We start from the raw sequence: 26,371 nt of genomic DNA, 5'->3' as shown, positions 1-26,371 counted from the left end.
AATCTAGTAAGTGAATCACATTTTTTTACAAGCAAGAAGGATGTAAGAGGTGAATGGAAGTGGAGCGAAAAAAAACAGGGATTGAAGGATTAGACCACGTACTAAATGGCGGAATTCCAAAGAATAGCTGTGTCATTCTTGAGGGTGGTCCAGGAACAGGGAAAACGAATATCGGAATGCAGTTTCTAGTGAAAGGAATCCTTGAACACGACGAACCTGGAATTTACGTCACGTTTGAAGAGCTCCCAACACAGTTATATTCAGATATGGCTCAATTTGGCTGGGATTTAAAATCACTTGAGCGTGACAATAAATTACGGATATTATGTCTTTCCCCAAAAATATTGTTAAATGAGGTATTTAAAAAAGATGGTTTAATCGAATCATTGATTAATGAGCTTCAATGTAAGCGAATTGTCATTGATAGTATTAGCTTATTAAAATACGGTTTTGACGAAGAAGAAAAGTATCGACAAAAGTTTTATGCCTTTAGGAATGCATTGAAAAAGTATTCATTAACGTCAGTTTTAATCAATGAACAAAATACATCACCAACTGGACAAGTTCCTCTTGAATATTTCATCGTCGATGGTGTCTTTTCTCTTAAGTTAAAAGAGAATTATGAGATTTACCGTAAACGTACACTAGAAGTAAGAAAAATGCGTGGAACGAAAATCGAATTAGGTGAACATATTTTTGTTATCGAAGAAGGAGAAGGGGTTATCTTAATTCCTTCATTATCGATGGTCGAAGACAAGGTCATCTCAGATCAAAAGAGTTATATTCCTACAGGTTTGAAGCAACTAGACAGTGTTCTTGGTGGAGGGATTCCACGAGGGTCACTGTTTATGATCGATACGAATAGTAAAGCAAACTATCGTTACTTATTAACTTCAATCCATACAAATCGTGTAATAAACGGAGAAAAAATTATTACTCTCCTCTCTAGTTTATCAAATGAAAATGAGATAGACAGGTTATATTCATTATTTGATGTATCAGTAAAAGATGCGACAGATGAAGAGAAGGTTGTTTTTATTGAACCAAATGACCAGACAATGCTAACAGATCTCAAATCTATTTCACTAGGAACACATGTAAGTTCTAGAGAAGAGTTTTTTGAGCAAATGAAAGAAAGTCTCTTTGGTAAGGTTGAAGGTTACGGCCAATGGACGTTCCACCTTGACTTAAATACGCTCTACAAAAAGCTTGGTGAGGAATTCGTGTGGAAATTCTTTTCAGAAGATGTTCCAAAATTACTCGATATGGGCATTACTATAACAGTATTAAATAATTATAGACAAATTGAAGAACACAACTACGCATATTTGGAAAGATTATGTGCAGGTGTGATTAAAACATGGGTAGATGGAAATTATCAACACTTACAAGTCATGAAAGCACCGAACGGAAGAGTATCAAAACCGTTTATCGTACAAAATATCGATGAAAAACCATTTATTCGATTAATATAAGGGGCTTGAGTAAAATGGTGAAAAACTCGGATGAATTATTACCGTTAGAAATCGAATGTATTTCTTTCTTTGAGGAAAACCGATTTACATTTGAAACCGTTGAGGGTATCGCAAACCGTCTTGGAAGACATCCTGAAGATATTCAAATCGCATTAGAGGAATTAAATAAACGAACGATCCTCGCTAAAATCGATTCAGATTTAGAAGCAATTTATCACTACCGTGAACCTGATGAAAGTCTTATTTAAGTGGTGGTACCTGTGATTAATAAAGAACGTATGCAAAAGCTTCAGCAAATCCAAGAGGTTGTTTCAAAACATTTTAATATAACAGTTATGGTGATCAATGGAAGGGGGAGTCTTGTGACGCCCCCTTCGCATATAACCGGTCTTGTTTCGAAATATTTATCGTTTAAAAAAATTGAGCACCCATTGTCTGATGAGATGATGATACTTGCTAACCAAGTGAAAAAGCCAGTAACAGTTGATTCTTCATACATAGGTGTTCCAGGGTTAGAAGCAATGATTGTACCGATGGTTGAAGATGACGAAGTATTAGGCTATCTGTGGGCAGGTTTTTTTGTAGAGAAACAGAAGGTAGAATACATAAAAAAGTTTATTGAAAAGCAAGAGGAAGTTGAAAAGAAACAGTGGACAAAAGCTTTAAATTCCATCCCCCTTGTTGACCAAACTGATATGTCAGAAGTGATGGCTACATTACATACATATTGTGAAATCGCCAATACATACCTTCATGTTAACAGTGATCAACTTTTAATCAATAGGCAGGACCTTTTACAAGAAGTCATAAAACATCATGATCCAATTGATGCTTTGAAAGCATATTTTCAAAACGCATCAAAAAATAAAGGTCAATTTACGATTTCCTTTTGGGGAACATGTGAGATGGAAGATGACTTTACATATAAAATAACGAATTTATTTAATGAAAGCGGGGAGTCTGTTACTGTTTCTGACCCCTATTTCATGTATGGACAGCGCTTTTTAGGTCAAGGAGTTATGAGTACAGAACCTCGCTTTTGGAATCGTATTGAAGAAGATGATGATAGGAAGTACTTTTTTGAAAGTTTAGGATTAAACTTTTCTTCGCTATTAACAATTCCTGTTATGCGTCAAGAACGAGTTCGAACACTATACTTCTTTGCAAGTAAAAAAAGAGATGTGTTTAGTCAAAACTTTGTTCAATTTACAAAAATTATATCAAGCTTGTTTCAACAAAAGTTATTAAAAGAAGATATGCAGACGAGGGTAAAGGATTTAACTTTGAGGCTCGAAGGGTTAACAGAAGTCTTTTCAGTTCTTTCTGAAGTCAATGATTATGAACGGCTGCTTTATTTATTAACAGACATGAGCTTGAACATTGTCCCAGCAAGTTGCTCTGCATTCATTGTCAAAAGTGACATACACCATGGACGTTATAAAGTTATTTCTCGGGGCATGCCCAAAAATGTATTAAAGGCATATAGTGAACACATAAAACAGCAAGTTGAAGCCATTGATGAATTACCAAAAAGTCGTCTAATTGAGGTAGAAGGTAATTACTTCTGTGAGTGTCCGATATTGTATGATAATCAAGTGTATTACCTTTCAGTAGGAATAAAGAACGAAAGTGACTATGAAAAATATAAAATGATATTAATAAGTTTTGCTGGCTTAGGAAGTCTCGCCTTAGAAAAAGTTAGTCAAAAACAAGGGCACGGCGTTGAATCAACTATTCATGATTTATTTGAATGCGCTGTTGAATTAAACACTTTTTCAAATGAACAGTATGAGGAAACCTCAGAGCTGTTACAAAATTTTAGTACTTATATGAAATATGATATAAGTCAACTGAATCTGCTAAAAAACATTTTAAAGTTGCAAACATATTCAGCTGAGTTTTTACAAAAAAGAAAGATTCCTCCAGAATTGATTAAAGCAGTAGATCAATTTAGGCAGTTAAAACAAGGGAATATGATCGCGGGTCCCATAAAAGAAGAAAGCCAAACTGCCTATTTGGTGACTCAATATGTCTCAAGTAGGAAAGTTGTAGGACATGATCAAATAGATAAAGATCTATACATGCATATTCACACATTTTTGGACCGTTGGAAAACGGTTGAACTTAATGTTGAAACGAGGGGAACGACATTTCAGTCGAAAGCACAACTTGAAGACTATGGTCTCTCAAAGCGTGAACTAGAAGTGCTCAAATGTATTGTAGAAGGGAAGAACAATAAAAATATTGCTGAAAAACTATATATTAGTGAACATACGGTGAAAAATCATTTAACAAATTTGTTTCGAAAGTTGGATGTTAAAGACCGTGTACAAGCAATTTCGAAATACTATCAAATGACATAAGAATATAGTATAGGACTTGTTCGATAGGAGTAGGAGACTACTCCTATTTTTTTATGGGAAAAGAAAATAGGAAGAGTAACTGATACAAAATATGTAGAAAAAGAACGATGATAAGGACATAGTAAGATTCAGAAAATTCATAGGATCTGTTATAAATTGGAAATCATGGAGGTTGTGTCTTATGGGAAAACACAATTATTTGAACTACTTAAAAGAAATTAAATCAGAAGAGGAATTCATTCAAGAGTTAGACACAATTATAAATATATATATGAGTGAATTTTCTGATTCACAAGTGAAAAAAGAAATGATCGAAAAGCTAAAGCTTGCAGTAAATGTTGTAAAGGTGTCATAAAGGAGGAAAAATCATGACTGCTCTCACTAAAGAACAAGTAACAATTCCAAATAATGAAGAATTAAATGCAATAGTCATAAAATATAAACCATTAGTCATGAAGTTTGCCCATAAATATGCTAGTAGTAATAAAGAGAATTTAGAGGACCTCATTCAAGCGGGGATGATTGGATTACTACTTGCCGCGAAAAGATATGATTCTTCGAAAAATGTATCGTTTCATAGTTACGCGATTCCAAATATTATAGGAGAAATCAAACATTATTTACGAGACTACACATGGTCAATGAAGGTTTCACGGACGATAAAAGATATTGGCTCAAAATTAACGTCAGCAACGGAAGAATTAAGAAACAAGTTAGGTAGAATGCCACAACAGGACGAATTGGCAAGGTATTTAGATATTACCGAGGAGCAACTAACTGAAATTGTTATGGCTTGGGACTCTTATCAACCCATGTCATTATCACAACCCGTACAAAATGAAGAAGATGCAGTGTTGATAGATATATTGACATCAGAAGAAAAAGGTTACGATGATATTGATATGCAACTTTTTTTAGATGAGTTAAAACAATACTTAACCCCAATGGAACAAGAAGTTTTTTATTATACAGTGATGAAAGGTTTATCTCAAAACAAAGCGTCATTGGAAATAGGAATCTCACAAATGCACGTATCTCGCCTTCGTAGAAGAGTAGTAGAAAAATTGAGTAAGGTACCGATCGTGCACGAATGGAAAAATGATTTGAAATAAAACGGCGAACCAGTCAAGGTCAAGTTCGTTATATAATTGTTTACTTATTATATATAACCATAATTATCCAGGTGCCTGGTACTTGGATATTTATGGTATTTTAATATGTTGATTAATACGAGGATGCGTATATACACATTCATACATTTAACACGTCACAAATGTGTCAAACTTATCTGATGACTAATGCGTTATAATAGAGTTGTAGATAAACATGTACAGCAAAAATGAATATAAAGTAATGTTTATGAAATTTTTTTAAAAGAGTATGTGAATGTTGTCACATACAAGAGAGGGAGTTGTCATTAATGGAACAATGGGGAAACTTTAAAGCAGGAGATTGGACAAAGGAGATTAATGTTCGTGACTTTATTTTACGAAATGTTCGTTCTTATACAGGAACAGATGAATTTTTAGAAAAGCCGACTGAAACAACAAAAGAATTGTGGAATCAGCTATTAGAACTGATGAAACAAGAGCGGGATAATGGAGGCGTGCTTGATATTGATACGAAGACCGTCTCAACGATTACATCCCATAACCCTGGCTTTATCGACAAAGACAAAGAAAAAATCGTCGGTTTACAAACGGATGCTCCGTTAAAACGCTCCGTCCAGCCTTTTGGCGGAATTCGCATGATGAAGCAAGGAGCTGAAGCATACGGGTTTGATTTAGACCCTGAAATTGAGAAAGTTTTTACAGACTATCGTAAAACGCATAACCAAGGTGTCTTTGATGCATACACTGATGAAATGAAACTAGCGAGAAAATCAGCAGTAATCACTGGTCTACCTGATGCATATGGCAGAGGAAGAATCATTGGTGATTACCGTCGTGTAGCTCTATATGGTGTGGACCGCCTCATTGAAGATAAGAAAGCTGAACTTAAAACATTAACAAGTGTGATGAGTGAAGAGACGATCCGAAATCGTGAAGAAATATCTGAACAAGTTCGTTCACTCGTAGAATTAAAAGAGATGGCCGCTTCATATGGGCACGATATTTCGCAACCTGCAAATAATGCTCAAGAAGCCTTTCAATGGCTATACTTTGGCTATTTAGCAGCAATTAAAGAGCAAAATGGTGCAGCGATGAGTATTGGAAGAATTTCAACTTTCCTAGATATATATATTGAACGCGACATTGAAAGTGGTCTATTAACAGAAGTAGAAGCACAAGAACTCGTTGACCACTTTGTTATGAAGCTTCGTATCGTAAAGTTTTTACGTACACCAGATTATGATGAATTATTTAGTGGAGACCCAACATGGGTAACAGAATCAATTGGTGGTATGTCATTAAGCGGAGAACCACTTGTTACAAAAAACTCATTCCGTTTTATGCACACATTGAAAAACTTAGGACCTGCTCCTGAACCAAACTTGACGGTATTATGGTCCGAACAGCTACCAGAAGGGTTTAAAAAATATTGCTCAAAAATGTCGATTGAAACGAGTTCTATTCAATATGAAAACGACGATTTAATGAGAGAAGATTATGGTGATGATTACGGAATTGCTTGCTGTGTATCAGCAATGCGTATCGGAAAGCAAATGCAATTTTTCGGTGCACGAGCAAACTTAGCAAAAGCCCTCTTATATGCAATTAATGGCGGAAAAGATGAAAAACTTAACATTCAAGTAGCACCTGAGCTTGAGCGGATTACTTCAGAGTATTTAGATTACGACGATGTTATGGAAAATTTCGAAAAAATCCAAGACTGGTTAGCTGATCTATACATTCAAACATTAAATGTTATTCATTACATGCATGATAAATATTCGTATGAACGAATTGAAATGGCTCTACACGACCGTGACGTATTAAGAACGATGGCGTGTGGAATTGCTGGATTATCTGTTGTTGCCGACAGTTTAAGTGCCATTAAACACACAAAAGTCAAGGTCATCCGAGATGAAAATGGCTTAGCAACTGATTTTGAAATTGAAGGAGATTATCCGAAATACGGTAATAATGATTCGCGTGCCGATGAAATCGCAACAAATCTCGTAAGTTCCTTTATGAATAAACTTCGTGAACAACCGACATATCGTAATTCTGTTCCAACGCAATCCGTTCTTACGATTACATCAAACGTTGTTTACGGTAAGAAAACTGGAAACACTCCTGATGGCCGAAAAGCTGGCGAACCATTTGCCCCGGGAGCGAACCCAATGCACGGAAGAGACCAAAAAGGTGCGCTTGCTTCCCTTAATTCAGTAGCTAAGCTACCTTATGAAAATGCGCAAGACGGAATCTCTTACACATTTTCGATCGTTCCTAAAGCATTAGGGAAAGAGACGGTAGATCGAATCAATAATATGTCAGCGATCATTGACGGATATATGACGCAAGGTGGACACCACCTTAATATTAATGTTTTTGACCGCGATCACTTATTAGATGCAATCGAACACCCAGAGAAATACCCGCAACTGACGATTCGTGTATCTGGATATGCTGTAAACTTCATTAAACTCACGAGGGAACAGCAAATGGATGTTGTGAATCGAACCTTCCATGAAAGTATGTGATTAATATGAAAGCCAATGTTCATTCAGTAGAATCTTGTGGTACCGTTGATGGCCCAGGCCTACGCTTCGTCATTTTTTTACAAGGCTGTCCGTTAAGGTGCTTGTATTGCCATAACCCTGACACGTGGAATCCACAAGGTGGGGAAGAGATGGATGTCAATACTCTTATGGCAGAGGTCGAAGCATACATTCCGTATATGAAGTTTTCAAACGGAGGTGTAACGGTAAGTGGTGGTGAACCACTTTTGCAACCAGACTTCATTGAAGCCTTGTTTAAACAGTGTAAAGAAAAAGGCATTCATACCACTCTTGATACCGCAGGTTCTGTCATTCCAAAGAACATTGACAACATATTAGAATTAACGGACCTTGTTTTAATGGACATTAAACAAATTGATCCAGTAAAACATGAACAATTAACAAGTCTTTCAAATAAGAACACGTTAAAACTTGCTAGAAAACTAGATGAACGAAACATTCCGATTTGGGTTCGATATGTACTCGTTCCTACGTATACAGATCGTGTAGAAGATTTGGAAGGACTGCATAACTTTATTAATACATTGTCTAACGTTGAAAAGGTCGATGTCCTTCCGTATCATAAGATGGGAGAATACAAGTGGGAACAGCTCGGATTAGAAAATAAACTGACTCACTTAGCCCCACCGACAGACGGTGAAGTCGAAGCTGCATATGAACGGATCTGTGGTAAAAAAATCGTAAATATTTAATTTAAAGTGGAGCTGTTTCACAATCTAAGATATTAAAAAACTTAGAATTGATGAGACAGCTTCATTTTGTTTTCATCGTTTGTGAAATCGGTGTATTTGAACTAGTGGCGTAAGCTACCTACGAATATGAAATATCTGAAAAATATGATAAAATAAGTGTATTATTTCAAATTTCGAAATATTTTAGGAGGGTTAGGATGGGGGGCGGACACGATCATACCATTCATAGTCATTGCCATCATTTTGTTTGGGATAAATCGATTGATCCTGTATTATCAATTGCACCAGGGAAAAGTATTCATTTTGAAGTGTTAGATGCTTCTGGTGGACAACTTACACAACAGTCAAAAACAGAAGATGTGCCGAATTTAGATTTCTCAAAAGTTAACCCTGTAACAGGTCCTGTATTCGTGGAGGGGGCAAAGCCAGGAGATACATTAGAAGTTGAAATTGAAGGATTTGGTCCTCAAAGCTGGGGGTGGACAGCTGTAATTCCTGGGTTTGGATTATTGAACGAACAATTCAACGACCCTTTTTTAAAAATTTGGGACTTGCAAAAGGACAAGAAAGCAGAGTTTTTGCCAGGGATTGAAATCCCAACAAATCCATTTCCAGGAACGATTGGTGTCGCGTTACCTGAAGCTGGCGAGCATAGTGTTGTACCTCCGAGAAAAAACGGTGGCAACATGGATATTCGCCATTTGACGAAAGGAACGAAACTGTACTTACCAGTGTGGGTTGAAGGTGCGTTGTTTTCTGTCGGTGATACACACGCTGCGCAAGGCGATGGTGAAGTATGTGGGACAGCCATTGAAGCCCCAATGGACATACAATTAAAGTTTAAATTGCACAAAGGAAAGCAAATCCAAGAACCGCAATTTACTACACCAGGACCGTTATTATCTGGACAAAGTAAGAAAGGGTATCATGTGACAACCGGCTATGGAGAAGATTTAATGACAGCAACAAAGAAGTCCGTAAGTTACATGATTGAGCACCTTACAGCCGTTTATGGACTTAATGATCAAGAAGCGTACGCGTTATGTAGTGTCGCTGTCGATTTAAAGATTAGTGAAGTCGTTGATGTGCCGCATTATCTCGTTTCATCATTCTTGCCTCTAGATATTTTTAAATAAGAAATCATTGTTTGAAGGCTGTTATATGCTAAGTGTCATTCAGTCACTTCAAATATATTTGACACTATACAGCATATTAATAGCCTTTTTACTATGCAAAAAATAGTTACACGTTTTTTTTTGAAAAAATGAAACTTTTCTTAAATATCACACGTATACAAAAAGTAAAATCACTTAAAATTGAGTATGTTTCTATTCATATTGAGGGAGGAAAAGAAGTTGATCAATGAAGCGACATTAATTATTTCTTTACTAATATTATTTTTCCTTATTTTTGTTAGTGTTGGCTACCTTTTCTTTATTTTTATTGAAAGACTCGAGATGACGGGGAAGAAATCCACGTTATATATATCGGCTCAAGTATTGGGGTCTGTACTGTTGACTTTTATCATTTATCATTTTTTAAGTCCTTACGTTGACCCATCAGGCTTGTATATTGAAAATTTACGTAATTATAGCTTTTATTATGTTTTAGGCTGGAATGCATTTTTTGCCATAATGGCAGCTATTTTTTTTATTAATGCAATTTGCCACCACATCTATGCGCGCAAAAAAGAACGTGATTGGGAAAGTCAACATACGTAAAGAGCATAAACCTCATTTGCTGAGGTTTATGCTCTTTTTTAGAGGTTGCCATGCCATGTCATTTGGATTAAAGAGCAGCTCCGATGATTACGAGTAAGATGAACAGTACAAGAATTAATACAAATCCGTTTCCATAAGATGGTTGATAACCATATCCATAATCATATCCATATCCGTAACCAGAACCGTAACAGCCACATCCTCCATATCCATAGTAATAACTCATCATCGCACCACCTTTCGATGTGGATACTATACCTTATGCAATAAAACCCAGATCGGCATGAACAAGAGCGGAGATTTTTGAAATTGGACGGGTATCCCAGTTATGAACGTGTTATTTTTAAATGTAATATTCGTTTCTTTTTTTTTACTAAAAACATAGAAATAAAGTATGGCCTTATATAAAGCTACTGATAAGGACCATTGTATCGTGTGGGTCTGGAGGAGTTTGCATGGAACAATCATTCATCAAGTTTATTACTATAATGATCCCGATGGTTCTTTTGTTTTTGGGAGGATATTTTATCCTGAAAAAAGAGATATATGATCTTATCTCTGGATTTGCGTTAAAAAGTAAGGAAGAAAAACGAAAGTTAATTAATAATGGGTATCCGCAAGCGGTAGGAAGAGTTTTAATTAATAGCGGGATAATTCTCCTTATTGGGTTCATACTTGCCCTTTTATCAGTTCCGTTTTCAGTTGAGGGTTCTTTCCTCGCTGTAGTTGTTTATATGTTTACTCATCTGCTTATGATTAATAAGAAGCGTTCAGAGAAAAATCAAAAACGTACGTTATTAATCATTCTAGGTGCGCAATTTATTACAGTTAGCATTATTGCATTTGTCATGTTTGCTGCTTATCAATCAAGCGAATTATCTGTAAATGAAGAAGAAATTCGTGTTTCTGGTTATTACGGAGGGAAGTGGCAAGTAGCTGATATTAGATACGTCGAAATTGTCGATCAACTACCAGAAGTAAAGTTGAGAGCACATGGCTTTTCAATCGGCCAACGAGCAAAAGGAAGGTATAGGTTAAAAGAAGTTGGAGATGCCTGGCTTTTCGTCCACAAAGATTCCCCACCGTTTATTTTAATAGAAACTGAAAACGAGTCATTATACATCAATGCGAAGAACCAAACGAAAACGAAAGAATGGTTTCAAGCCTTAAAGAGGAATGTAGAGGGTGAATAAAGGCGCAAGCAGTTTAGTAAAGCGTCCTTAGAATACTGCATCGAAGAAAAGTTATGCCCAAAAGGACCTAGCTTGGGCTGTTGTTCCCTCGCTAGGTTTTTCGATTCATACATTTTTCTTCACATGTTATTTGAATTGTTTAAAACGAAACATTTACAGGTATTTGTTCAAAGAAGAGAGAAATAACGTTGTCGCAAGTAAGGAGTGGAAGTCGCAAGTAAAGAGTTCATGTAGTAATGTATCGAAAATAAAATATTAGCCAAGACATAATCTCTAGCTTCATATCGAAAAAATATTCGAAGAAACATGCCCAAAGAAAAGATCTCTACATACATTATTTAAAAATAGGCTAATAAGCGAGTACGGGTGGAAACTAGGGATAAATTAGTATTTAACTTAGAAGCGAAAATGTTACAATGAGAAGGATAAATCGTTATGGAGGGTGAACATGATTAAACTAGGATTATTGTATGGTGGAAAATCCGCTGAACATAAAGTTTCATTACAAACTGCAAAAGCTGTTATTAAAGCATTAGACTTAACAAAGTATGAAGTCCATCCAATATATATTACAGAAACTGGAGAGTGGGTCAGGGGAGCTCAGCTTCAAGGTCCCGTTGATGATGTCAAGAAGCTTCGACTAAAAGAAGAAGGCGAATCAATCTCTCCTCTTGCGTTAAACTCAGAAATCTTCTCCGTTGCAACAAAAGCTGACAACAACGATACGTCTGAAAATAAAATTGATGTCGTTTTCCCGTTACTGCACGGGCCGAACGGGGAAGATGGGACTGTTCAAGGATTGTTAGAACTGTTGAACATTCCTTATGTCGGTAATGGCGTGCTAGCTTCCGCTGCCGGAATGGATAAAGTCATGATGAAAAACATCTATGAACAGGCGGGTATTAAGCAGGCTAGATATGTATGGTATTTACGTGGAGATTGGGAAAAGGACGCGGAAACAGCATACAAAAGCGTCGAAGAAAAACTTGGCTACCCTTGTTTTGTCAAGCCGGCGAACTTAGGCTCAAGTGTAGGAATCAGTAAATGTAAGGATCGCCAAAGTTTAGCAAAAGCCTTTGAGGAAGCTTTTGAATATGACCGCAAAATTATTATTGAAGAAGGGATTGACGGTCGAGAAGTGGAAATCGCCGTTTTAGGAAACGATGATCCTGAATGTTCGGTTGTAGGTGAAATCGTTCCGAAAACAGACTTTTATGACTATAAAGCGAAATATGAAGATGGCGATACTGGGCTTATTATTCCTGCTAATATTTCCGACGAAGAATATGAGGAAATTAAGCTTGTAGCTATTCAATCTTTTCAAGCTCTCGATTGCTCCGGTCTTGTCCGCGCAGATTTCTTTATCACAAAAGACGGTGAGGTCCTCATGAACGAAGTGAACACAATGCCAGGTTTCACACCATTTAGTATGTTCCCGATGCTTTGGCAAGAATCGGGCTTAGAGTATTCTGAGCTAATTGAAAAACTTGTCGAACTTGGCGTTGAGCGTCACGAGGAAAAACAAAAGATTAAACATACGTTTTAAGGAATAAAATAGTTCTGAGGTTGACTCCAATACGAGTCAGCCTTCTTTATACATAAAATAAAACGAGCAAATAGAGAAGGCCGACGATGGTGCATAAAAATGGTTTTAGCTTTTATATTTAGGCTCTGTTAATCTTCAATGTTGATTTTCAAAAATCACGAGACGCCTGCGGGAAAGCAAGAGCTGAAGATCCATCGGGGTGCTTTTTCCCGATTAGCTGAAGCCTTGCCCGCGGCAAGCGAGTGTAATTTTGTAAAATCAACACTAGCCTTTAACAAAGCCTATATTTAAGGTGAATTTGGAAGCATGTTGCGAGCACTGTCTCTTCCTTTACAAGCAAAGCTTCGTAGTGTATCTGTCGAGACAACTCGTTGCATTATCGGCGAAGCATTGCTCGTTCCTGCGGGAACAGCGACGAACAAAGCTTCGTCGAGTCACAGTGAGTTGCGCCGACGCATTAAGCTACGTAGCAAAACTAGCAGAGGAAGAAGCAGGTTAGCAGAAAATCACCCAAAACGAACTTTGAGAGTTTTGGGAAGTTGAGGCCGTGCCCGCGGCAAAGAAGACACCGCGAAAGCAAACGAAGTGCAGCTTGAACGGATGTCGCGCTTGTGCCTAGAGGTGCAAAGAAGACACTGTGATAACAAGTGGAACGAAGCTAGAACAGATGTTGCACTTGTACCTAGAGGTGAAAGCGAGCACATAAACTGTCAAACATCAGCACTTATTTTCAGGGTAGCTTGTATAAAACATACGATACGATTAACAAGAAGGAGCGAGTCCGATGATAAAAAGGAAGTTAAAGGATATTGCTACATGGGTGAATGGAGAAACTGTTGGTCCAGACACTTCTACCACCGAGGTTGCAGGAGTTTCCACAGATACAAGAACAATACAAAAAGGAAATCTGTATATCCCTATTGTTGGCGAGAATTTTAATGGCCACGATTTTATGAGAGCAGCTGTCGAGAATGGAGCATCTGGAGGCCTATGGCAAAAGGACCAGCCGAACCCGCCAGAAGGTGTACCACTTATATATGTTGAAGACACTTTATTGGCGTTGCAGAATTTAGCAAAAAACTATTTAGCGAGCCTTCCCGCAAAAGTCGTTGGAATTACTGGAAGCAATGGAAAAACAACGACGAAGGACATGGTCACTTCTGTACTTAGTTCAACTTACAAGGTCCAAAAAACAGAGGGGAATTACAATAACCATATTGGGCTCCCACTTACCATTCTCAGCTTAGAGGAAGATACGGAACTGGCTGTGTTAGAAATGGGAATGAGCGGAAGAGGAGAAATTGAGCTTCTTTCAAACATTGCGCAACCCGAGGCTGCAATCATTACTAATATTGGAGAATCCCATTTACAAGATTTAGGATCACGGGAAGGAATTTCTGAGGCAAAATTTGAAATTACGGCAGGCCTCAAGGAACATGGGAGCCTCGTGATCCATGGAGATGAACCGCTCTTAACAGAAAAAGTGACGAACTGTCCGTTTCATGTTAAAACCTTTGGCAGTTCTGAGAAAAACGACTATTACCCGGTGCAGATTGACCAGAAGACGAATGGCACTTATTTTACGATCAATGGAGAAAACGAGACAGAATTTTTTATTCCAGTTCTCGGTAAACATAATATAAATAATGCGCTATCTGCCATTGCTATTGCTAAACAGTTTGATGTGTCGATGCCTAACATAAAAAAAGGGCTGGAAATGATTCAGATTACGGGCATGCGAACGGAATTGATCCAAGGCGAGGATGGAGTGGCAGTGATTAATGATGCGTATAATGCGAGCCCAACATCCATGCAAGCAGCGATTGAGTTACTTCAAGATTTAAACGGATATAAGAAAAAAATTGTCGTTTTAGGCGATATGTTAGAACTAGGTGATAGTGAAGAGGCCTTCCACTATGATGTCGGAGAAGGTATTGACAATAGTAAAATTAATTATGTTTTCACGATAGGAGAACTTGGGAGGAAAATTGCAGAAGGGGCAAAAGTAAATTTTTCACCTAATCATGTTTTGGCATTCGATGACAAACAAATGTTAATTGCTAAACTAAAAGAAGTCGTCGAAGAAGGGGCTATTGTCTTAGTCAAAGGCTCCCGCGGCATGAAATTAGAAGAGGTAGTCAATGCATTAACTTAATACTATATGGGATCACTTCCCATTAAAGTCTTTAATACTAAAAAAGTGATATACATTAGCGATAGCTTACTTAGCTATCGCTATTCCTCTCAATAATTTCACTTAATTGTAACTCAGTGATTGTACCTTGATGGAAATATAATTGCCATCTACCATCACTGTGCTTCCATATAGAACTTCGAAGTGTGTTTCGACTTCTAGTTTTGTCCTCGATGTAGTAAGTAGATAGTACTACGTCAGAAGCTAAAGGATATATTTCATAATTGTGAAGTGTCATTTCCGTCAAAATAACGCCACTTTCTAAACATTCCTTTTTATTATACATATAGCCTGAACTACTTATTTCGAAAAAACGGTCATCAAGAATATTGTTTAATTCATCTGTACTTTTACGAATCTCAAGGTTTGTATGCCTTTCCTCTAATTCTTTTAAATGTTGCTTCAAATTAACGTCCATAACACCATCCCTTTTTTAACCATAATTATTTCAACACCTTCTAAAACTTTTTTTCTCGTTCGTTGAAGAAACGCATTTCTTCTTTCAAAAAACCTGACATCCTCTATGTATCATAAGTTTCTTCAATTGGTAATCATTTTCCTTTAATGTTCACGTAATTATTTACATTTCGCTCACTCTATGAAATTCATACAAATACGAAACTGTTTAAGGTTAAGTTTCGTCCAATGATAAGGAGAATAAGAAAATGGTAGAAAGGGTAAAAAGGTACTAGAGCGATGAAATGGCATAAGAGGTTATTCATCTATTATTAGTGGAGGTTGGATGGAACAATGAAATGGTTTTGGATTTCTAGTTTATTGATATTTTTAGTTGCGTGTGAAATAAATGGGACAGAGAATGTTGAAGATCATGGAACCGGACATGGTGAAGGAAAACAACCTGACCATGTTGAAGCAACTACTGATCATGAAGGCTATATTGATTCTTTTGAAAATGTCACAACAGAGAATTGGACTGTTGAGATTATTGCTGAGAATTTAAATATACCATGGAACATACGTGTTTCAGATGACAAATTTTTCATTCCAGAACGAGAAGGTATGATAGCGCTCATTGAAAACGGAGATTTGACTCGTCAAGAGTTCATCACTTCTGATGAGATCGTTCATGAAGGAGAAGGCGGACTTCTAGGGATGGTGTTAACGGATGATTTTCAGCAAACTCGAGAGGCGATCCTGTACTATACATATCGTGACCAAAATGGATTATTAGCAAATAAGGTTGTTAAGGCTCGTCATCATGATGATGTATGGGAAGAAACTGATGTTTTATTAGATGAGATACCAGGTGATCGGATTCACAACGGAGGGAGAATAGAGATTGGCCCAGACGATTATTTATATGTGACGACAGGAGATGCGAATGATCCAAATGTAGCTCAAGAACCGAGGAATCTTGCTGGAAAAATCTTGCGTATGACATTAGAAGGTGAAATACCAGAAGAACAACCATTTGAAAATTCTTATGTTTACTCGTATGGGCACAGAAATCCACAAGGGTTAGCATGGAATGAAGCTGGAGAGCTATATAGTTCAGAACACGGACCGGTAGGGCATGATGAAATTAATGTCATAGAAGCTGGTAAAAACTATGGTTGGCCAAATATTATTGGCGATGAAGAAGCTGAAGGGATGGAGAATCCCCTTGTCCATTCTGGAGATGATACATGGGCGCCATCGGGTATAACATTTTTTGAAGATGAATTATTTGTGACCGGTTTAAGGGGAGAAAGCTTATATTGGCTTAATGAAGAAGAAAGAAAATTAGAGGTTGTTTTTGAAGGCGAAGGCAGGTTAAGAGACGTTATTTCTTATCAAGGTTCGTTATTTGTAATCACGAATAATACAGATGGAAGAGGGACACCAAGAGAAAATGATGATAAGTTGTTGAAATTGACTTTAGAATAAGATGAGTTTCTAGAAGCCCCAGTTGTAGACTGGGGTTTTTGATTTTCAGTCATATGATGATGCTGACTGCAGTGAGTGCGGTCTCACGTGAGAAGTATTGGTCGCACGCGGGAAGTGATGATCGCATGTGAGAAGAAGTTCATTCCACGTGAGGAGGTGTTTATTACACATAAGAAGTAGCCCATTCCACGTGAGAAGTAGCCCATTCCACATGAGAAGTAGCCCATTCCACATGAGAAGTAGCCCATTCCACATGAGAAGTAGCTCATTCCACATGAGAAAGTGTATATTCCACGTGAAAAGCAATAATCGCATGCGAGAATCAAATAGGTGAAGAATTGTCCAACAAAGAAATAACTACTTGGACAATCTTTGAAAACGTTTTAAAATGGAAAGGAGATGAAAGGAAGGGGTTATATTGTATCAATCAGCCATTCAAAAAGCACCGAATAAAAAAGGGAATCGGATAAAATGGATCGTTGCTGTGTTAGGAATCCTTTTGGTTAGTTGGCTTGTCATTTATTTCTTCCCGGTAGCGGAGCGACCAGCACAATCTTTTTTTGAAAACGATCGACCTTTAGTAATCGCCCATCAGGGTGGAGAACATTTGGCACCGTCAAACACGCTAGCAGCATTTGAACAAGCAAGAGAACTTGGCGTTGATGTAATTGAATTTGATGTACATATGACAAAAGATGGCTATCTTGTTGCGATTCATGATAACACGGTTGACAGAACAACGGATGGGATCGGAAAAGTGAATGACCTAACGTTAGAAGAAATTAGAGCACTTGATGCAGCTGATTACTTTCAAGATCTAAATGGAGAGTATTCTTACAAGGAACAAGGGGTTACAATCCCTACTGTTGAAGAGATTTTTGACGAGTTTTCAGACATGCGCTTAAATATTGAGTTGAAAGCCACGAATGACCCTGAATTTTATGAGCCGATGAGCAAAAGGCTGTGGGAATTAATTGAGGAGTATGGGAACGCTAAACGTGTATTAGTCGCCTCTTTTGAGCATGACATTATAGAAATGTTTCAAGAGGTTTCTAATGGTCAAGTTCCAGTGAGTGGGGGTAGACAAGAAGTAACAAAATTTGTCGTATTCCACAAATTATTTTTAAACGGGTTATATCGAGCGAATGTCGATGCGATACAAATTCCGACAGAAGAAAGCATTTTTAACTTAAAGGACGAAAAATTGATTCATGGTGCTAAGAAGCGTGGAATGGATGTACATTATTGGACAATTAACGATCAAGACAAAATGCGTGAACTCGTTGAGTTGGGTGCTGATGGAATCATCACCGACCGACCAGACCTATTAATTGAAGTCCTAGAAGAACAATGATACACGCAAAAATTGTCTTATGATTCATACTGCATAACCGTATAAATATAGGTATAATAAAAAACTATAGTCTTTATTGTTGTGAAATAACAAGATACGTTAAAGGGGAGAAGACAGATGCAATGGAAAGAGGAGTTTGAACGTTGGAAGAATAATCCAAATATTGATGTGAATACAAAAGATGAGCTAGCATCTCTTACATCTGAGGAGCTTATAGAAGAAAGTTTTTATAAAGATCTAGAGTTTGGCACTGGTGGAATGAGAGGCGAAACAGGTCCTGGTACGAATCGAATGAATCGCTACACGGTTCGAAAAGCAACGACAGGTCTTGCAGAAATGGTTAAGCGCAAAGGTCAAGAGGCATGTGAAAAAGGGGTCGCGATCGCTTACGATGTTAGGCACTACTCACGAGAATTTGCTGAAGAGGCTGCTCGTACTTTAGCTTATCATGGGATTCGTGTTTATTTATTTACAAGTATCCAACCAACACCTGTCTTATCTTTTGCGGTACGATACTACAATACACAAGCAGGTATCGTCATTACTGCTAGTCATAATCCACCAGAATATAATGGATATAAAGTGTATGGAGAAGATGGTGCTCAACTAACACCAGAACCAGCAAAAGAGTTAATTGAAGACATTGTAAAGATAGAAGATGAACTATCATTACCTATCGCAACAGAAGATCGTCTAGAAGATATCGAGAAAATTACGTTCATTGGTGATGAGGTTTTATCATCGTATCAAGATCATTTATCTTCTGTAATTATAGATGAAAAACTCGTTGAAGAACATGGTGATAACTTGTCTGTTGTTTTTACGCCATTACATGGAACGAGTTATGAGTCTGTTACATATGCATTAAAAAACAATGGATTTAAAAACTTACATCTGGTTGAAGAGCAAGTTGATGCAGACCCGGAATTCTCAACGGTTGCATCACCTAATCCGGAAGAACATGCCGCCTTTGAATTAGCTTTACAATATGGGGAAAAGGTGAATGGTGATATCCTCATTGGTACCGACCCTGATGCGGATCGCTTAGGAATAGCAGCAATAAATAACGAGGGAAAGTATCAAGTTCTAACCGGGAACCAGACAGGTGCATTACTTTTACATTATTTATTATCGACACGAAAAAGTTTAGGAACCCTTCCATCTAATGGGGTTATGTTAACAACGATCGTTTCTTCGGATATAGGAGAGGAAATTGCTAAATCGTTTGGAGTGGAAACAGTAAAAACGCTAACTGGGTTTAAATTCATCGGTGAAAAAATTAAGGAATATGAACATAGTGGGGAAGCAACATTCCTATTTGGTTATGAAGAAAGTTACGGATACTTAGCACGTCCATTTGTTCGTGATAAAGATGCTGTTCAAATCGCCCTTATGGCTTGTGAAGTAGCTGCAGCATGGAAAGCAAAAGGAAAGACGTTATTTGAAGGGCTAAAAGATATATACGAAGAGTATGGGTATTATCAAGAGCATTTAGAATCGATGACATTAAAAGGGAAAAAAGGTGTCGAGCAAATTACAACTATGATGGAGAATCTCCGTACAAAACCATTGCGTCAATTAGCAGGAATGCCAATTACACATATGGAAGATTATCAAGCAGGTGTACGTATTCATACGGAAAATGGTGCAGAAGAAAAACTGACATTGCCTTTAGCTAATGTCGTAAAATATACATTTGAAAATGGCTGGGTATGCTTTAGACCATCTGGAACAGAGCCGAAAATGAAAGTGTATTTCTCTTTAAAAGCAGCAACAGATGAAGAAGGAAAAAAACAGCTTGAAAAATTAAAAGATGAAGTTTTAGCATCCTTACAAGTATAAAAAGAAAGACAAAAAGAGCTTGAATCATTCAAGCTCTTTTTACTTCCACTAATAACCATAATTATCCAGGTACCTGGCAGCTGGATAATTATGGTTATATTTTTGAGTTATGTAGGTTTCATGCAATGGCCGATTAAAAAGTTCGGTTTCAGGGTATTCAACCATAAAGTTCATTATCTTAACGTTATAGCTGAAGGGGTGGGGGGATTATGGTTGAGTTAATCTTAGATATATTACAGCAATTAGGTTGGGTTGGTTTAATATTTGGTGTAGCCATTGAAGCTTTATCAATACCGTTTCCAGCCGCCCTTTTTGTACTCACATATGGATATTTACTGGACCCTTCATGGGGAGAGGTATTTTTATTTTCTATTTTCACAACAGTTACGTATGTAATCGTAAGTTTTGTTCCACTTCTAATTAGTGTGAAATATGAACATGTCATTAAAAAGAAACTCCCGCAATCGAAAGTTGAATTTGCACACCGAAAGATCGAAAAGTATGGAGATTGGATGATCGCTTTAGGAAGGTTTGTTGGAATGGGATATATTTCTTATATTGCAGGCTTCTGCAAAATCAAACCATTTAAATTTGCAGTTCTAACGTTTGTTGGCTTTTATCCGATATCAGTAATGATGTTTTATTTAGGCTCTTTAGGTAATGTTGAAGAAATGGCTAACTGGCTTCAAAACACCCAAGGAATCATAATGGGCGCATTGATCTTACTTGGCAGTAGTTATATCTTTTTTCGATTTCGCCGTAAGAAGAAGTACCATCATCGAAACATAAGGAATAGAGAGTATCAATCATAAATAAGCAGGTGAGTTAAGATGCCGTTGTTTCGGTTTCTATTAACAGGAATTGCAAAAATGTTAAGTAAGGTTTTTAGTATGGCGACATTAACGTTTTTTGGAAGAGTTCCTTCAAAAGATGATTCAAAGATTAGCTTAATGGGACTTCTTTCGTTATATTGGGTGTATGTGCTCGTCTCAATCTTTTTTCCGAAGCTAGCAAAATATTTTATTCCTTTTCTAGCTGAGGATGAGTCAATTATTCGAATGATTTCGGCTACAATTTTAGTTGTACTACCGTTACTCATCGGTTATATGTCTTCGAAATTGGAAAATCGCGATAAAGGGAAATCAACGTTGAAACAAATGGTGATGGGGTATCCATATACTTTCATACTTGGTATTCTCTCTACTTTCCTTCTTATTTTCATCCCGATGTTGAAGATTCCTAATATGATGAAAGGACATATACAAACACAATTTGCTTTGATGGTTGAAGAAGGGAAATATGACGATGTATTAGAGGATGTTTGTTTGATATTAAATGCGAAAGAAATTGAGACGTCTATTCACTCTCCTAGGAAAACAACGTGGACCGTCTTTATGACATTGTCTTACGTATTAGAACATATTTTTAACCGACAGATGGCAAAAAAGATGAAATATATTTATGCAGTGTTAAATGAGAAGAAGGTCGTTATTACGTTACATGCCACAGATCTATCCATTTTAGGGGAGCGGGATGAAGTGTATTATATGAAACATTTATTATCAGAAGAGCTAGAGCCCAATCATCTTTATTTTTCGTGGGATGATTCTGTTCAAAAAATAGAAGATCGCATAAAAAAATATAAACATTTAATAGCTTCACACTCAGGGGAGGGTGTGAAAATAGGGGAGATCGAAGAACTCGCTACTTTATTAAGAGAAAAGCCTTTATCAAATGAAGATTGGAATGCTGTTAGAAGACAAATTTATAAGTTAGAAAGAGATTATTATAAACGTCAACGACAAAAAGATAGGAGCAGTGAATTAACTTGACTGCTCCTTTTTAAAAATGACAATTGTAGCAGGAGAATCAAGTGTGTTTGGGTCTCCTTTGAAGTTTCCGAGTACTGAATATTTTTCAAAACCAGCTTCAGACCCTAGGTTAACTAATGTCTCCTTTTTTAAGGGAACAAGCTCAGTACTTATTTTTTTCGTTTCAAGTTGGTCTGAACGAGGAAAACGAAGTTCTCCGTTAAAAATGATTTTATCGTTTTTTAATTCGTAGTTCCGAAGAAACTGAATGCCTTTCGACTCGTTTGATATTAGTGGAAGTTCATAAGCTTTTTTAGCGAGAACACGGTCGTAATTGACAATTTGCACGATAAAAACACCGTCGTTTTCAAGTAGTTCATAAATATTTCGTAAAGTATTTTTCATTTCAGTGGTATCACTTAAGTGAACAAAAGAATTACCGATACAAAGAATCCCATCAAATTTTTCGTCATTAAATAAGTGTAGTTCGTTCATATTGCGTTTATATGAGCGAAGCTGCAGCCAGTCTTTATCGGCTTTTATCTCCATCTGTTTAACCATTTCGGCACTTATATCAATTGCAGTTACGTCATGGCCTCTCTGAACAAGTTCAAGTGCTTCCTTTCCAGAGCCTGCTGCAAGGTCTAACACTCTTGATTTAGGGTTATTAGTGGGTAAGTGCTCTTCAAATAAATGAATCGCTTTTTCATTAAGTTGAAAGATATCATCATAGTAGTGCGCTAATGTTGAATAAAATTCCATCGTTTTTCCTCCTCTCTATATAAATTATCTCCCTTTTTGTAGTTCATGTCAGTGTTCCATCTCACACTATTTTCATTTTAATTTGTTAAGCTATTTTTTTCAAAAACACAGTGTTTATTTGTAAGGTGAGCATAAAATATAGTAATATGATAAGAAAGAAAGGAATTTAATTCTTATTATAAATGATTAACACAAAATAAGTTAGGTGGTGGCAATGATGGAATATTCAGCAGATATGAAAAATCGGTTAAAGCGTGTAGAAGGACAAGTACGTGGTGTCATAAAAATGATGGATGATGAAAAAGACTGTAAATCAATCATTACACAAATGACTGCGATCCGTTCTGCAATTGACCGTGCAACAGCTTATGTTGTCGCAAAAAACTTAGAAGTATGTTTAAGAGAACAAACAGAGACGGAAGAAGAGCGCGACGAAGTGATTGAAGAAGCAATAAAAATGCTCGTTAAAAGTCGCTAATCAAAATATATGCAAATGGAAACGAGAGAAATCTCGTTTTTTTATTTATATTGTTCACAAAATTGTCGAGGACCTGGTCCTTGACAATTTTCGTTAGAAAAAGGACCTGCTTTTTAATGCAGGTCCTTTTGATTATGAAATTTTTAAGGGGCGTTTTTCTTGGTCGAATGTAAAGCCTTCTCCGCCAACTTCTTTTACATCATTCACTGAGAAGAATGCGTATGGATCAATATCATCAATAAGATTTTTTAACTGAATAAGTTCATTACGGTTAACAACACAATACAAAACTTGGCGTTCATCCGATGTGAAGCTACCTTTTCCAGTTAAGACAGTAGAGCCACGAGACATTTGCTGAATGATTGCCTTTGAAAGTTCATCAGTTTTGTTTGAAATAATCATTGCAGACTTTGCTGCACTTGCTCCTTCAATAATGAAGTCGATGACGCGGCTAGCAACAAAAACGGTGACGAGCGTATACATGGCAAGGTCTATTGATAAGTGAATTAATGATATTGAAATGACAAATGCATCAAATGTGAACATAAATCGTCCTAAACTCATTCCAGTATACTTATTTGCAAGCCGAGCGAGGATATCAGCGCCTCCTGTTGTTCCACCAGCGCGAAAAATTAGGCCTAGTCCTATTCCTACACAAGCTCCAGCAAAAAGTGAGACAAGGATCATGTCATTATGTAGCGGAAGCTCAGTAATAGGGTACGTTTCAAATAACCTTAGAGATGCAGATAAAGCGATCGTTCCGATAATACTGTAAATTAACATTAATCTACCAAGCAATTTATACCCGATCAAAAATAGGGGGATATTTAATAAAAGGTTGGATAGTGACGGCTCGATTGTAAATAAGTAATAAAGTAGTAAAGTAATCCCTGTAAAACCACCGTGAGCCAATCCATGTTGCATATTAAAATGAATGATTCCAAATCCGAATATCAACGTTCCAACTATAATAATGATGATAGGTTTCATACGAACACCTTCAAATAATTGGGCCATCTTCTATACAACCTCCTTCAATGATTTTTCTCAAATCCAGACGAAGTATAACACAGCCTTTATCCTTCCCCAACACAATTAAGGGAAGTAAATAAATTCAGAAAATGAAAACCGTTTACAACAAAAGCGATGTAATGTAGAAAAAATATGAAGATTATAAGATATGTATTGACCGCACTGAATATAAGTGTTAATATTCAAATAATTCTAACTTTTACTTACTACGTATTTCCTGACAACCTCACCTTTTTTTTAAACTCTTATCAAGAGTGGCGGAGGGACTGGCCCTTTGAAGCCCGGCAACCAGCTATCCACACAAGTATGGTGCTAATTCCTGAAAGATAAGAGGCATTCTTTTTTAGATCTCCAAAAGTTAATTTACATCTATTCCAAGGCCATGTAGCTAAGAACATTTGTTCAACCTATCATTTTTCACCTTATGCATTGTATAATAAGTAATTGGTGAAGGACGGGATGAACGAATGATAAAAAAAATGGCGGTTAGTATAATTGTAATGACGATGTTTACGACTGTACTGTTGTTACTAGTATTTCAATTCGTATCTCCCTCTACATTTGGAGAGGGAAATGAGCAAGATGATGACATTATTACTCATTCATTTCATAATGAAGATTACTATTATTACTTAACAGATGAACAAGTAAATGAGGCGATTGAGCAAGGGAAGGAAAGTTTAACGACATTAGAAGGTTATCAGCTTCCAAAATTAGATTCAACAATAGAATCACAAGACATTGCTTTTGTTTATATAAACACGCCTTATTTAAAGACAAAGTTACTTGCTCGTGATACGTATGATCAATATGGGAGAACAATGAGGCCACAAGAAGTAAAATTAGAGTTAATGGACAAGTTTCTTTCTTTTTCATCCAGGTTTCAAGGTAATAAGGGGTATATATATGAAATTGAAATGGTGCAAGATGGTGAAATGATCGATCCAGTGGAGGTAACAGTATCTGGAAATGGTACATTAAAAACCGTTTATTTCGAGGTTGATGAGATTTCGTTTACTAAAAATGCGCAGTTAATGATAAGTGACCGTTTAGATGATTCAAAATATGAATCTTATGAAATTGATTTTACTCAATATAAATGACTGAGCAGACAAAATAAGGATATTCTCTTTTATCGGGAGAAAGTAAAAACGGGTTGTCTCAATGATGAGACAGCCCGTTACGATTGTATGCAAGCTAAAAATTTTAAGGTGTTCCATCCACAACTTCAGGATAATTCTCAATTAAGTATTCGAACACATCTTGTTCGAACTCATAATACATACGGAAATTGTATTCTTCTTCTGTTTCATCTTCTTTCATCTCTTCTGTTGCCATAACATCAGATTTTATTTCATTCCAAATATAAGGTTTTAAGAACCGGAATTCTAATTGTCTAACAAGTAAAAGTTCGTTTTCTTTTTCTAATTCATTTAGAAATACTCGTGCACTGTCTTCTAGTTCCTCTCTTAAACCATTATTTTCAACAAAGGAAAGAAAGGTGTTTTCATTGTACTCAAACCCTTTTCTTTGTTGTGCGACTTCTAACCAAGATACTAACTCGATCGCGGTTAATCTAGCATCATATTCATTAGCTTCCTCTTCCTCTAAATGGAATCCATCGGTTAACATTGTATATTCTTGGTTTAAAAGTGCATGATCAAAGAAAGATTGCTTTGTAGGGTATTCATGATGTGGTAAGTAATGTTCATTTATTACTGTTTGTGCATGCTCTTTATATTCTTTTTCCTCCAACTCATCTTCGTTTGTAGAATCAGAAAGATGTTCTTCATTTTCATTATTATTTTCATTTGTAATATTTATATTTTCCATATTATCTGTGTTTTCGTTAACTGTTGTATCTTGTTCCTGTTCATTATTCCTTTCAATTGGATAACTCGTAGGATCTGTTTGGTATAAATACAACATCAATACACTAAGAGCTACAAGGATGATTGCTCCTGCAATGATAAAAAACTTTTGACGATTCGCCATCTTGTCACCTCGAATAGTTTTGAGAAAATGAAGATGTCCTTATTATAATGGATATTTGCGAGAAACGAAACAAGAAAGCCTGCCTTATTATAAGGAACTGCTTCAACTTGTAAGGGGTTTACACAACATCTTAGAAAAACGGAGTTTGAAGGTTTACGTTGTTATGAGAAAAGTACCACTTATATCTAGGACTTTATTAGGTGATATTATGGTTCGAAATAGACTATCTACTCAAAATAGTGTGATAAATATAAATATACCGGTCATTTTCAGAAATCTCATTTATGTTTAAAATCTGAAAATTTACTCTGGATTGGAAGATAAAGCCTTCTTTTTAACTA

24 protein-coding genes and 1 riboswitch are annotated in these 26,371 nt (G+C 36.6%); of the genes, 19 read left to right on the top strand and 5 right to left on the bottom strand.

The window, feature by feature from the left end:
• Window positions 1-53: 53 nt before the first annotated feature.
• From LGQ02_RS16495 to LGQ02_RS16450, 9 genes are all read left to right on the top strand, one after another.
• Window positions 54-1,475: an ATPase domain-containing protein gene (locus LGQ02_RS16495; RefSeq protein WP_226515430.1), complete on the top strand. Its 1,422-nt coding sequence runs from the start codon at window positions 54-56 to the stop codon at window positions 1,473-1,475.
• A 14-nt stretch (window positions 1,476-1,489) separates the two neighbouring features.
• Window positions 1,490-1,723, top strand: coding sequence for a hypothetical protein (locus LGQ02_RS16490; protein ID WP_226515429.1), 234 nt, complete (start codon window positions 1,490-1,492; stop codon window positions 1,721-1,723).
• Between the two features lie 12 nt (window positions 1,724-1,735).
• Entirely contained in the window at window positions 1,736-3,838 is a 2,103-nt protein-coding gene (locus LGQ02_RS21400) for a response regulator transcription factor (protein WP_319003482.1), read from the top strand.
• A gap of 181 nt (window positions 3,839-4,019) precedes the next feature.
• The gene (locus LGQ02_RS16475) at window positions 4,020-4,193 is read left to right on the top strand and encodes a hypothetical protein (protein WP_226515428.1); all 174 of its coding nucleotides are present in this window, start codon (window positions 4,020-4,022) and stop codon (window positions 4,191-4,193) included.
• A 13-nt stretch (window positions 4,194-4,206) separates the two neighbouring features.
• Complete coding sequence (locus tag LGQ02_RS16470; RefSeq protein ID WP_226515427.1) at window positions 4,207-4,950, top strand: sigma-70 family RNA polymerase sigma factor; 744 nt, start codon at window positions 4,207-4,209, stop codon at window positions 4,948-4,950.
• 308 nt (window positions 4,951-5,258) lie between these two features.
• Window positions 5,259-7,484, top strand: a complete 2,226-nt coding sequence (pflB, locus tag LGQ02_RS16465; protein WP_226515426.1) for a formate C-acetyltransferase — start codon at window positions 5,259-5,261, stop codon at window positions 7,482-7,484.
• A gap of 5 nt (window positions 7,485-7,489) precedes the next feature.
• Entirely contained in the window at window positions 7,490-8,215 is a 726-nt protein-coding gene (gene pflA, locus LGQ02_RS16460) for a pyruvate formate-lyase-activating protein (RefSeq protein WP_226515425.1), read from the top strand.
• A 197-nt stretch (window positions 8,216-8,412) separates the two neighbouring features.
• Window positions 8,413-9,351, top strand: coding sequence for an acetamidase/formamidase family protein (locus LGQ02_RS16455; RefSeq protein ID WP_226515424.1), 939 nt, complete (start codon window positions 8,413-8,415; stop codon window positions 9,349-9,351).
• A gap of 219 nt (window positions 9,352-9,570) precedes the next feature.
• Window positions 9,571-9,936: a hypothetical protein gene (locus tag LGQ02_RS16450; protein WP_226515423.1), complete on the top strand. Its 366-nt coding sequence runs from the start codon at window positions 9,571-9,573 to the stop codon at window positions 9,934-9,936.
• Window positions 9,937-10,003: 67 nt separating this feature from the next.
• On the opposite strand, the gene LGQ02_RS16445 is transcribed toward LGQ02_RS16450, so the two are convergent.
• On the bottom strand, window positions 10,004-10,162 hold the full coding sequence (locus LGQ02_RS16445) for a YjcZ family sporulation protein (RefSeq protein WP_226518351.1): 159 nt from the start codon (window positions 10,160-10,162) through the stop codon (window positions 10,004-10,006).
• Between the two features lie 229 nt (window positions 10,163-10,391).
• On the opposite strand from LGQ02_RS16445, the gene LGQ02_RS16440 reads away from it, so the two are divergent.
• The 3 genes from LGQ02_RS16440 (at window position 10,392) to LGQ02_RS16430 (ending at window position 14,830) form a co-directional block, all read left to right on the top strand.
• Window positions 10,392-11,129, top strand: a complete 738-nt coding sequence (locus LGQ02_RS16440; RefSeq protein ID WP_226515422.1) for a DUF3784 domain-containing protein — start codon at window positions 10,392-10,394, stop codon at window positions 11,127-11,129.
• Between the two features lie 448 nt (window positions 11,130-11,577).
• A complete protein-coding gene (locus LGQ02_RS16435) occupies window positions 11,578-12,675 on the top strand; it encodes a D-alanine--D-alanine ligase (protein ID WP_226515421.1) in 1,098 nt (365 codons plus the stop codon).
• Window positions 12,676-13,459: 784 nt separating this feature from the next.
• Window positions 13,460-14,830 (top strand): UDP-N-acetylmuramoyl-tripeptide--D-alanyl-D-alanine ligase, encoded by a 1,371-nt coding sequence (locus tag LGQ02_RS16430; protein ID WP_226515420.1) that lies wholly within the window; start codon window positions 13,460-13,462, stop codon window positions 14,828-14,830.
• Between the two features lie 70 nt (window positions 14,831-14,900).
• On the opposite strand, the gene LGQ02_RS16425 is transcribed toward LGQ02_RS16430, so the two are convergent.
• The gene (locus tag LGQ02_RS16425) at window positions 14,901-15,287 is read right to left on the bottom strand and encodes a nuclear transport factor 2 family protein (RefSeq protein WP_226515419.1); all 387 of its coding nucleotides are present in this window, start codon (window positions 15,285-15,287) and stop codon (window positions 14,901-14,903) included.
• Between the two features lie 332 nt (window positions 15,288-15,619).
• Here LGQ02_RS16425 and LGQ02_RS16420 point away from each other — a divergent pair, with 332 nt between their 5' ends.
• The 5 genes from LGQ02_RS16420 to LGQ02_RS16400 all read left to right on the top strand — a co-directional run bounded on the left by LGQ02_RS16420 (window position 15,620) and on the right by LGQ02_RS16400 (window position 21,784).
• On the top strand, window positions 15,620-16,756 hold the full coding sequence (locus tag LGQ02_RS16420) for a PQQ-dependent sugar dehydrogenase (RefSeq protein ID WP_226515418.1): 1,137 nt from the start codon (window positions 15,620-15,622) through the stop codon (window positions 16,754-16,756).
• A 418-nt stretch (window positions 16,757-17,174) separates the two neighbouring features.
• A complete protein-coding gene (locus LGQ02_RS16415; protein ID WP_226515417.1) occupies window positions 17,175-18,110 on the top strand; it encodes a glycerophosphodiester phosphodiesterase family protein in 936 nt (311 codons plus the stop codon).
• A 117-nt stretch (window positions 18,111-18,227) separates the two neighbouring features.
• Window positions 18,228-19,952, top strand: a complete 1,725-nt coding sequence (locus tag LGQ02_RS16410) for a phospho-sugar mutase (protein WP_226515416.1) — start codon at window positions 18,228-18,230, stop codon at window positions 19,950-19,952.
• A 209-nt stretch (window positions 19,953-20,161) separates the two neighbouring features.
• Entirely contained in the window at window positions 20,162-20,764 is a 603-nt protein-coding gene (locus tag LGQ02_RS16405; RefSeq protein ID WP_226515415.1) for a DedA family protein, read from the top strand.
• A gap of 18 nt (window positions 20,765-20,782) precedes the next feature.
• On the top strand, window positions 20,783-21,784 hold the full coding sequence (locus LGQ02_RS16400) for a hypothetical protein (protein WP_226515414.1): 1,002 nt from the start codon (window positions 20,783-20,785) through the stop codon (window positions 21,782-21,784).
• Here the strand turns inward: LGQ02_RS16400 and LGQ02_RS16395 are convergent.
• Window positions 21,776-22,525 carry a class I SAM-dependent methyltransferase gene (locus LGQ02_RS16395; RefSeq protein WP_226515413.1) on the bottom strand — a complete coding sequence of 250 codons (750 nt, stop codon included), beginning with the start codon at window positions 22,523-22,525 and terminating at the stop codon, window positions 21,776-21,778. The two genes, LGQ02_RS16400 and LGQ02_RS16395, sit on opposite strands and share 9 nt — an antisense overlap.
• Before the next feature lie 217 nt (window positions 22,526-22,742).
• Between LGQ02_RS16395 and LGQ02_RS16390 the strand changes: the two genes are divergently transcribed.
• The gene (locus LGQ02_RS16390; protein WP_226518350.1) at window positions 22,743-23,003 is read left to right on the top strand and encodes a metal-sensitive transcriptional regulator; all 261 of its coding nucleotides are present in this window, start codon (window positions 22,743-22,745) and stop codon (window positions 23,001-23,003) included.
• A gap of 132 nt (window positions 23,004-23,135) precedes the next feature.
• On the opposite strand, the gene LGQ02_RS16385 is transcribed toward LGQ02_RS16390, so the two are convergent.
• Entirely contained in the window at window positions 23,136-24,020 is an 885-nt protein-coding gene (locus tag LGQ02_RS16385) for a YitT family protein (protein ID WP_226515412.1), read from the bottom strand.
• A gap of 257 nt (window positions 24,021-24,277) precedes the next feature.
• Window positions 24,278-24,368: riboswitch (SAM riboswitch) on the top strand.
• Between the two features lie 134 nt (window positions 24,369-24,502).
• Between LGQ02_RS16385 and LGQ02_RS16380 the strand changes: the two genes are divergently transcribed.
• Entirely contained in the window at window positions 24,503-25,138 is a 636-nt protein-coding gene (locus tag LGQ02_RS16380; RefSeq protein WP_226515411.1) for a hypothetical protein, read from the top strand.
• Between the two features lie 103 nt (window positions 25,139-25,241).
• On the opposite strand, the gene LGQ02_RS16375 is transcribed toward LGQ02_RS16380, so the two are convergent.
• Window positions 25,242-26,030 (bottom strand): hypothetical protein, encoded by a 789-nt coding sequence (locus LGQ02_RS16375; RefSeq protein ID WP_226515410.1) that lies wholly within the window; start codon window positions 26,028-26,030, stop codon window positions 25,242-25,244.
• Window positions 26,031-26,371: the final 341 nt, after the last annotated feature.

It is taken from the genome of Bacillus shivajii (assembly GCF_020519665.1).
Lineage (GTDB): Bacteria > Bacillota > Bacilli > Bacillales > Salisediminibacteriaceae > Bacillus_CA > Bacillus_CA shivajii.
This window is presented reverse-complemented; position numbering and strand designations above follow the sequence as displayed.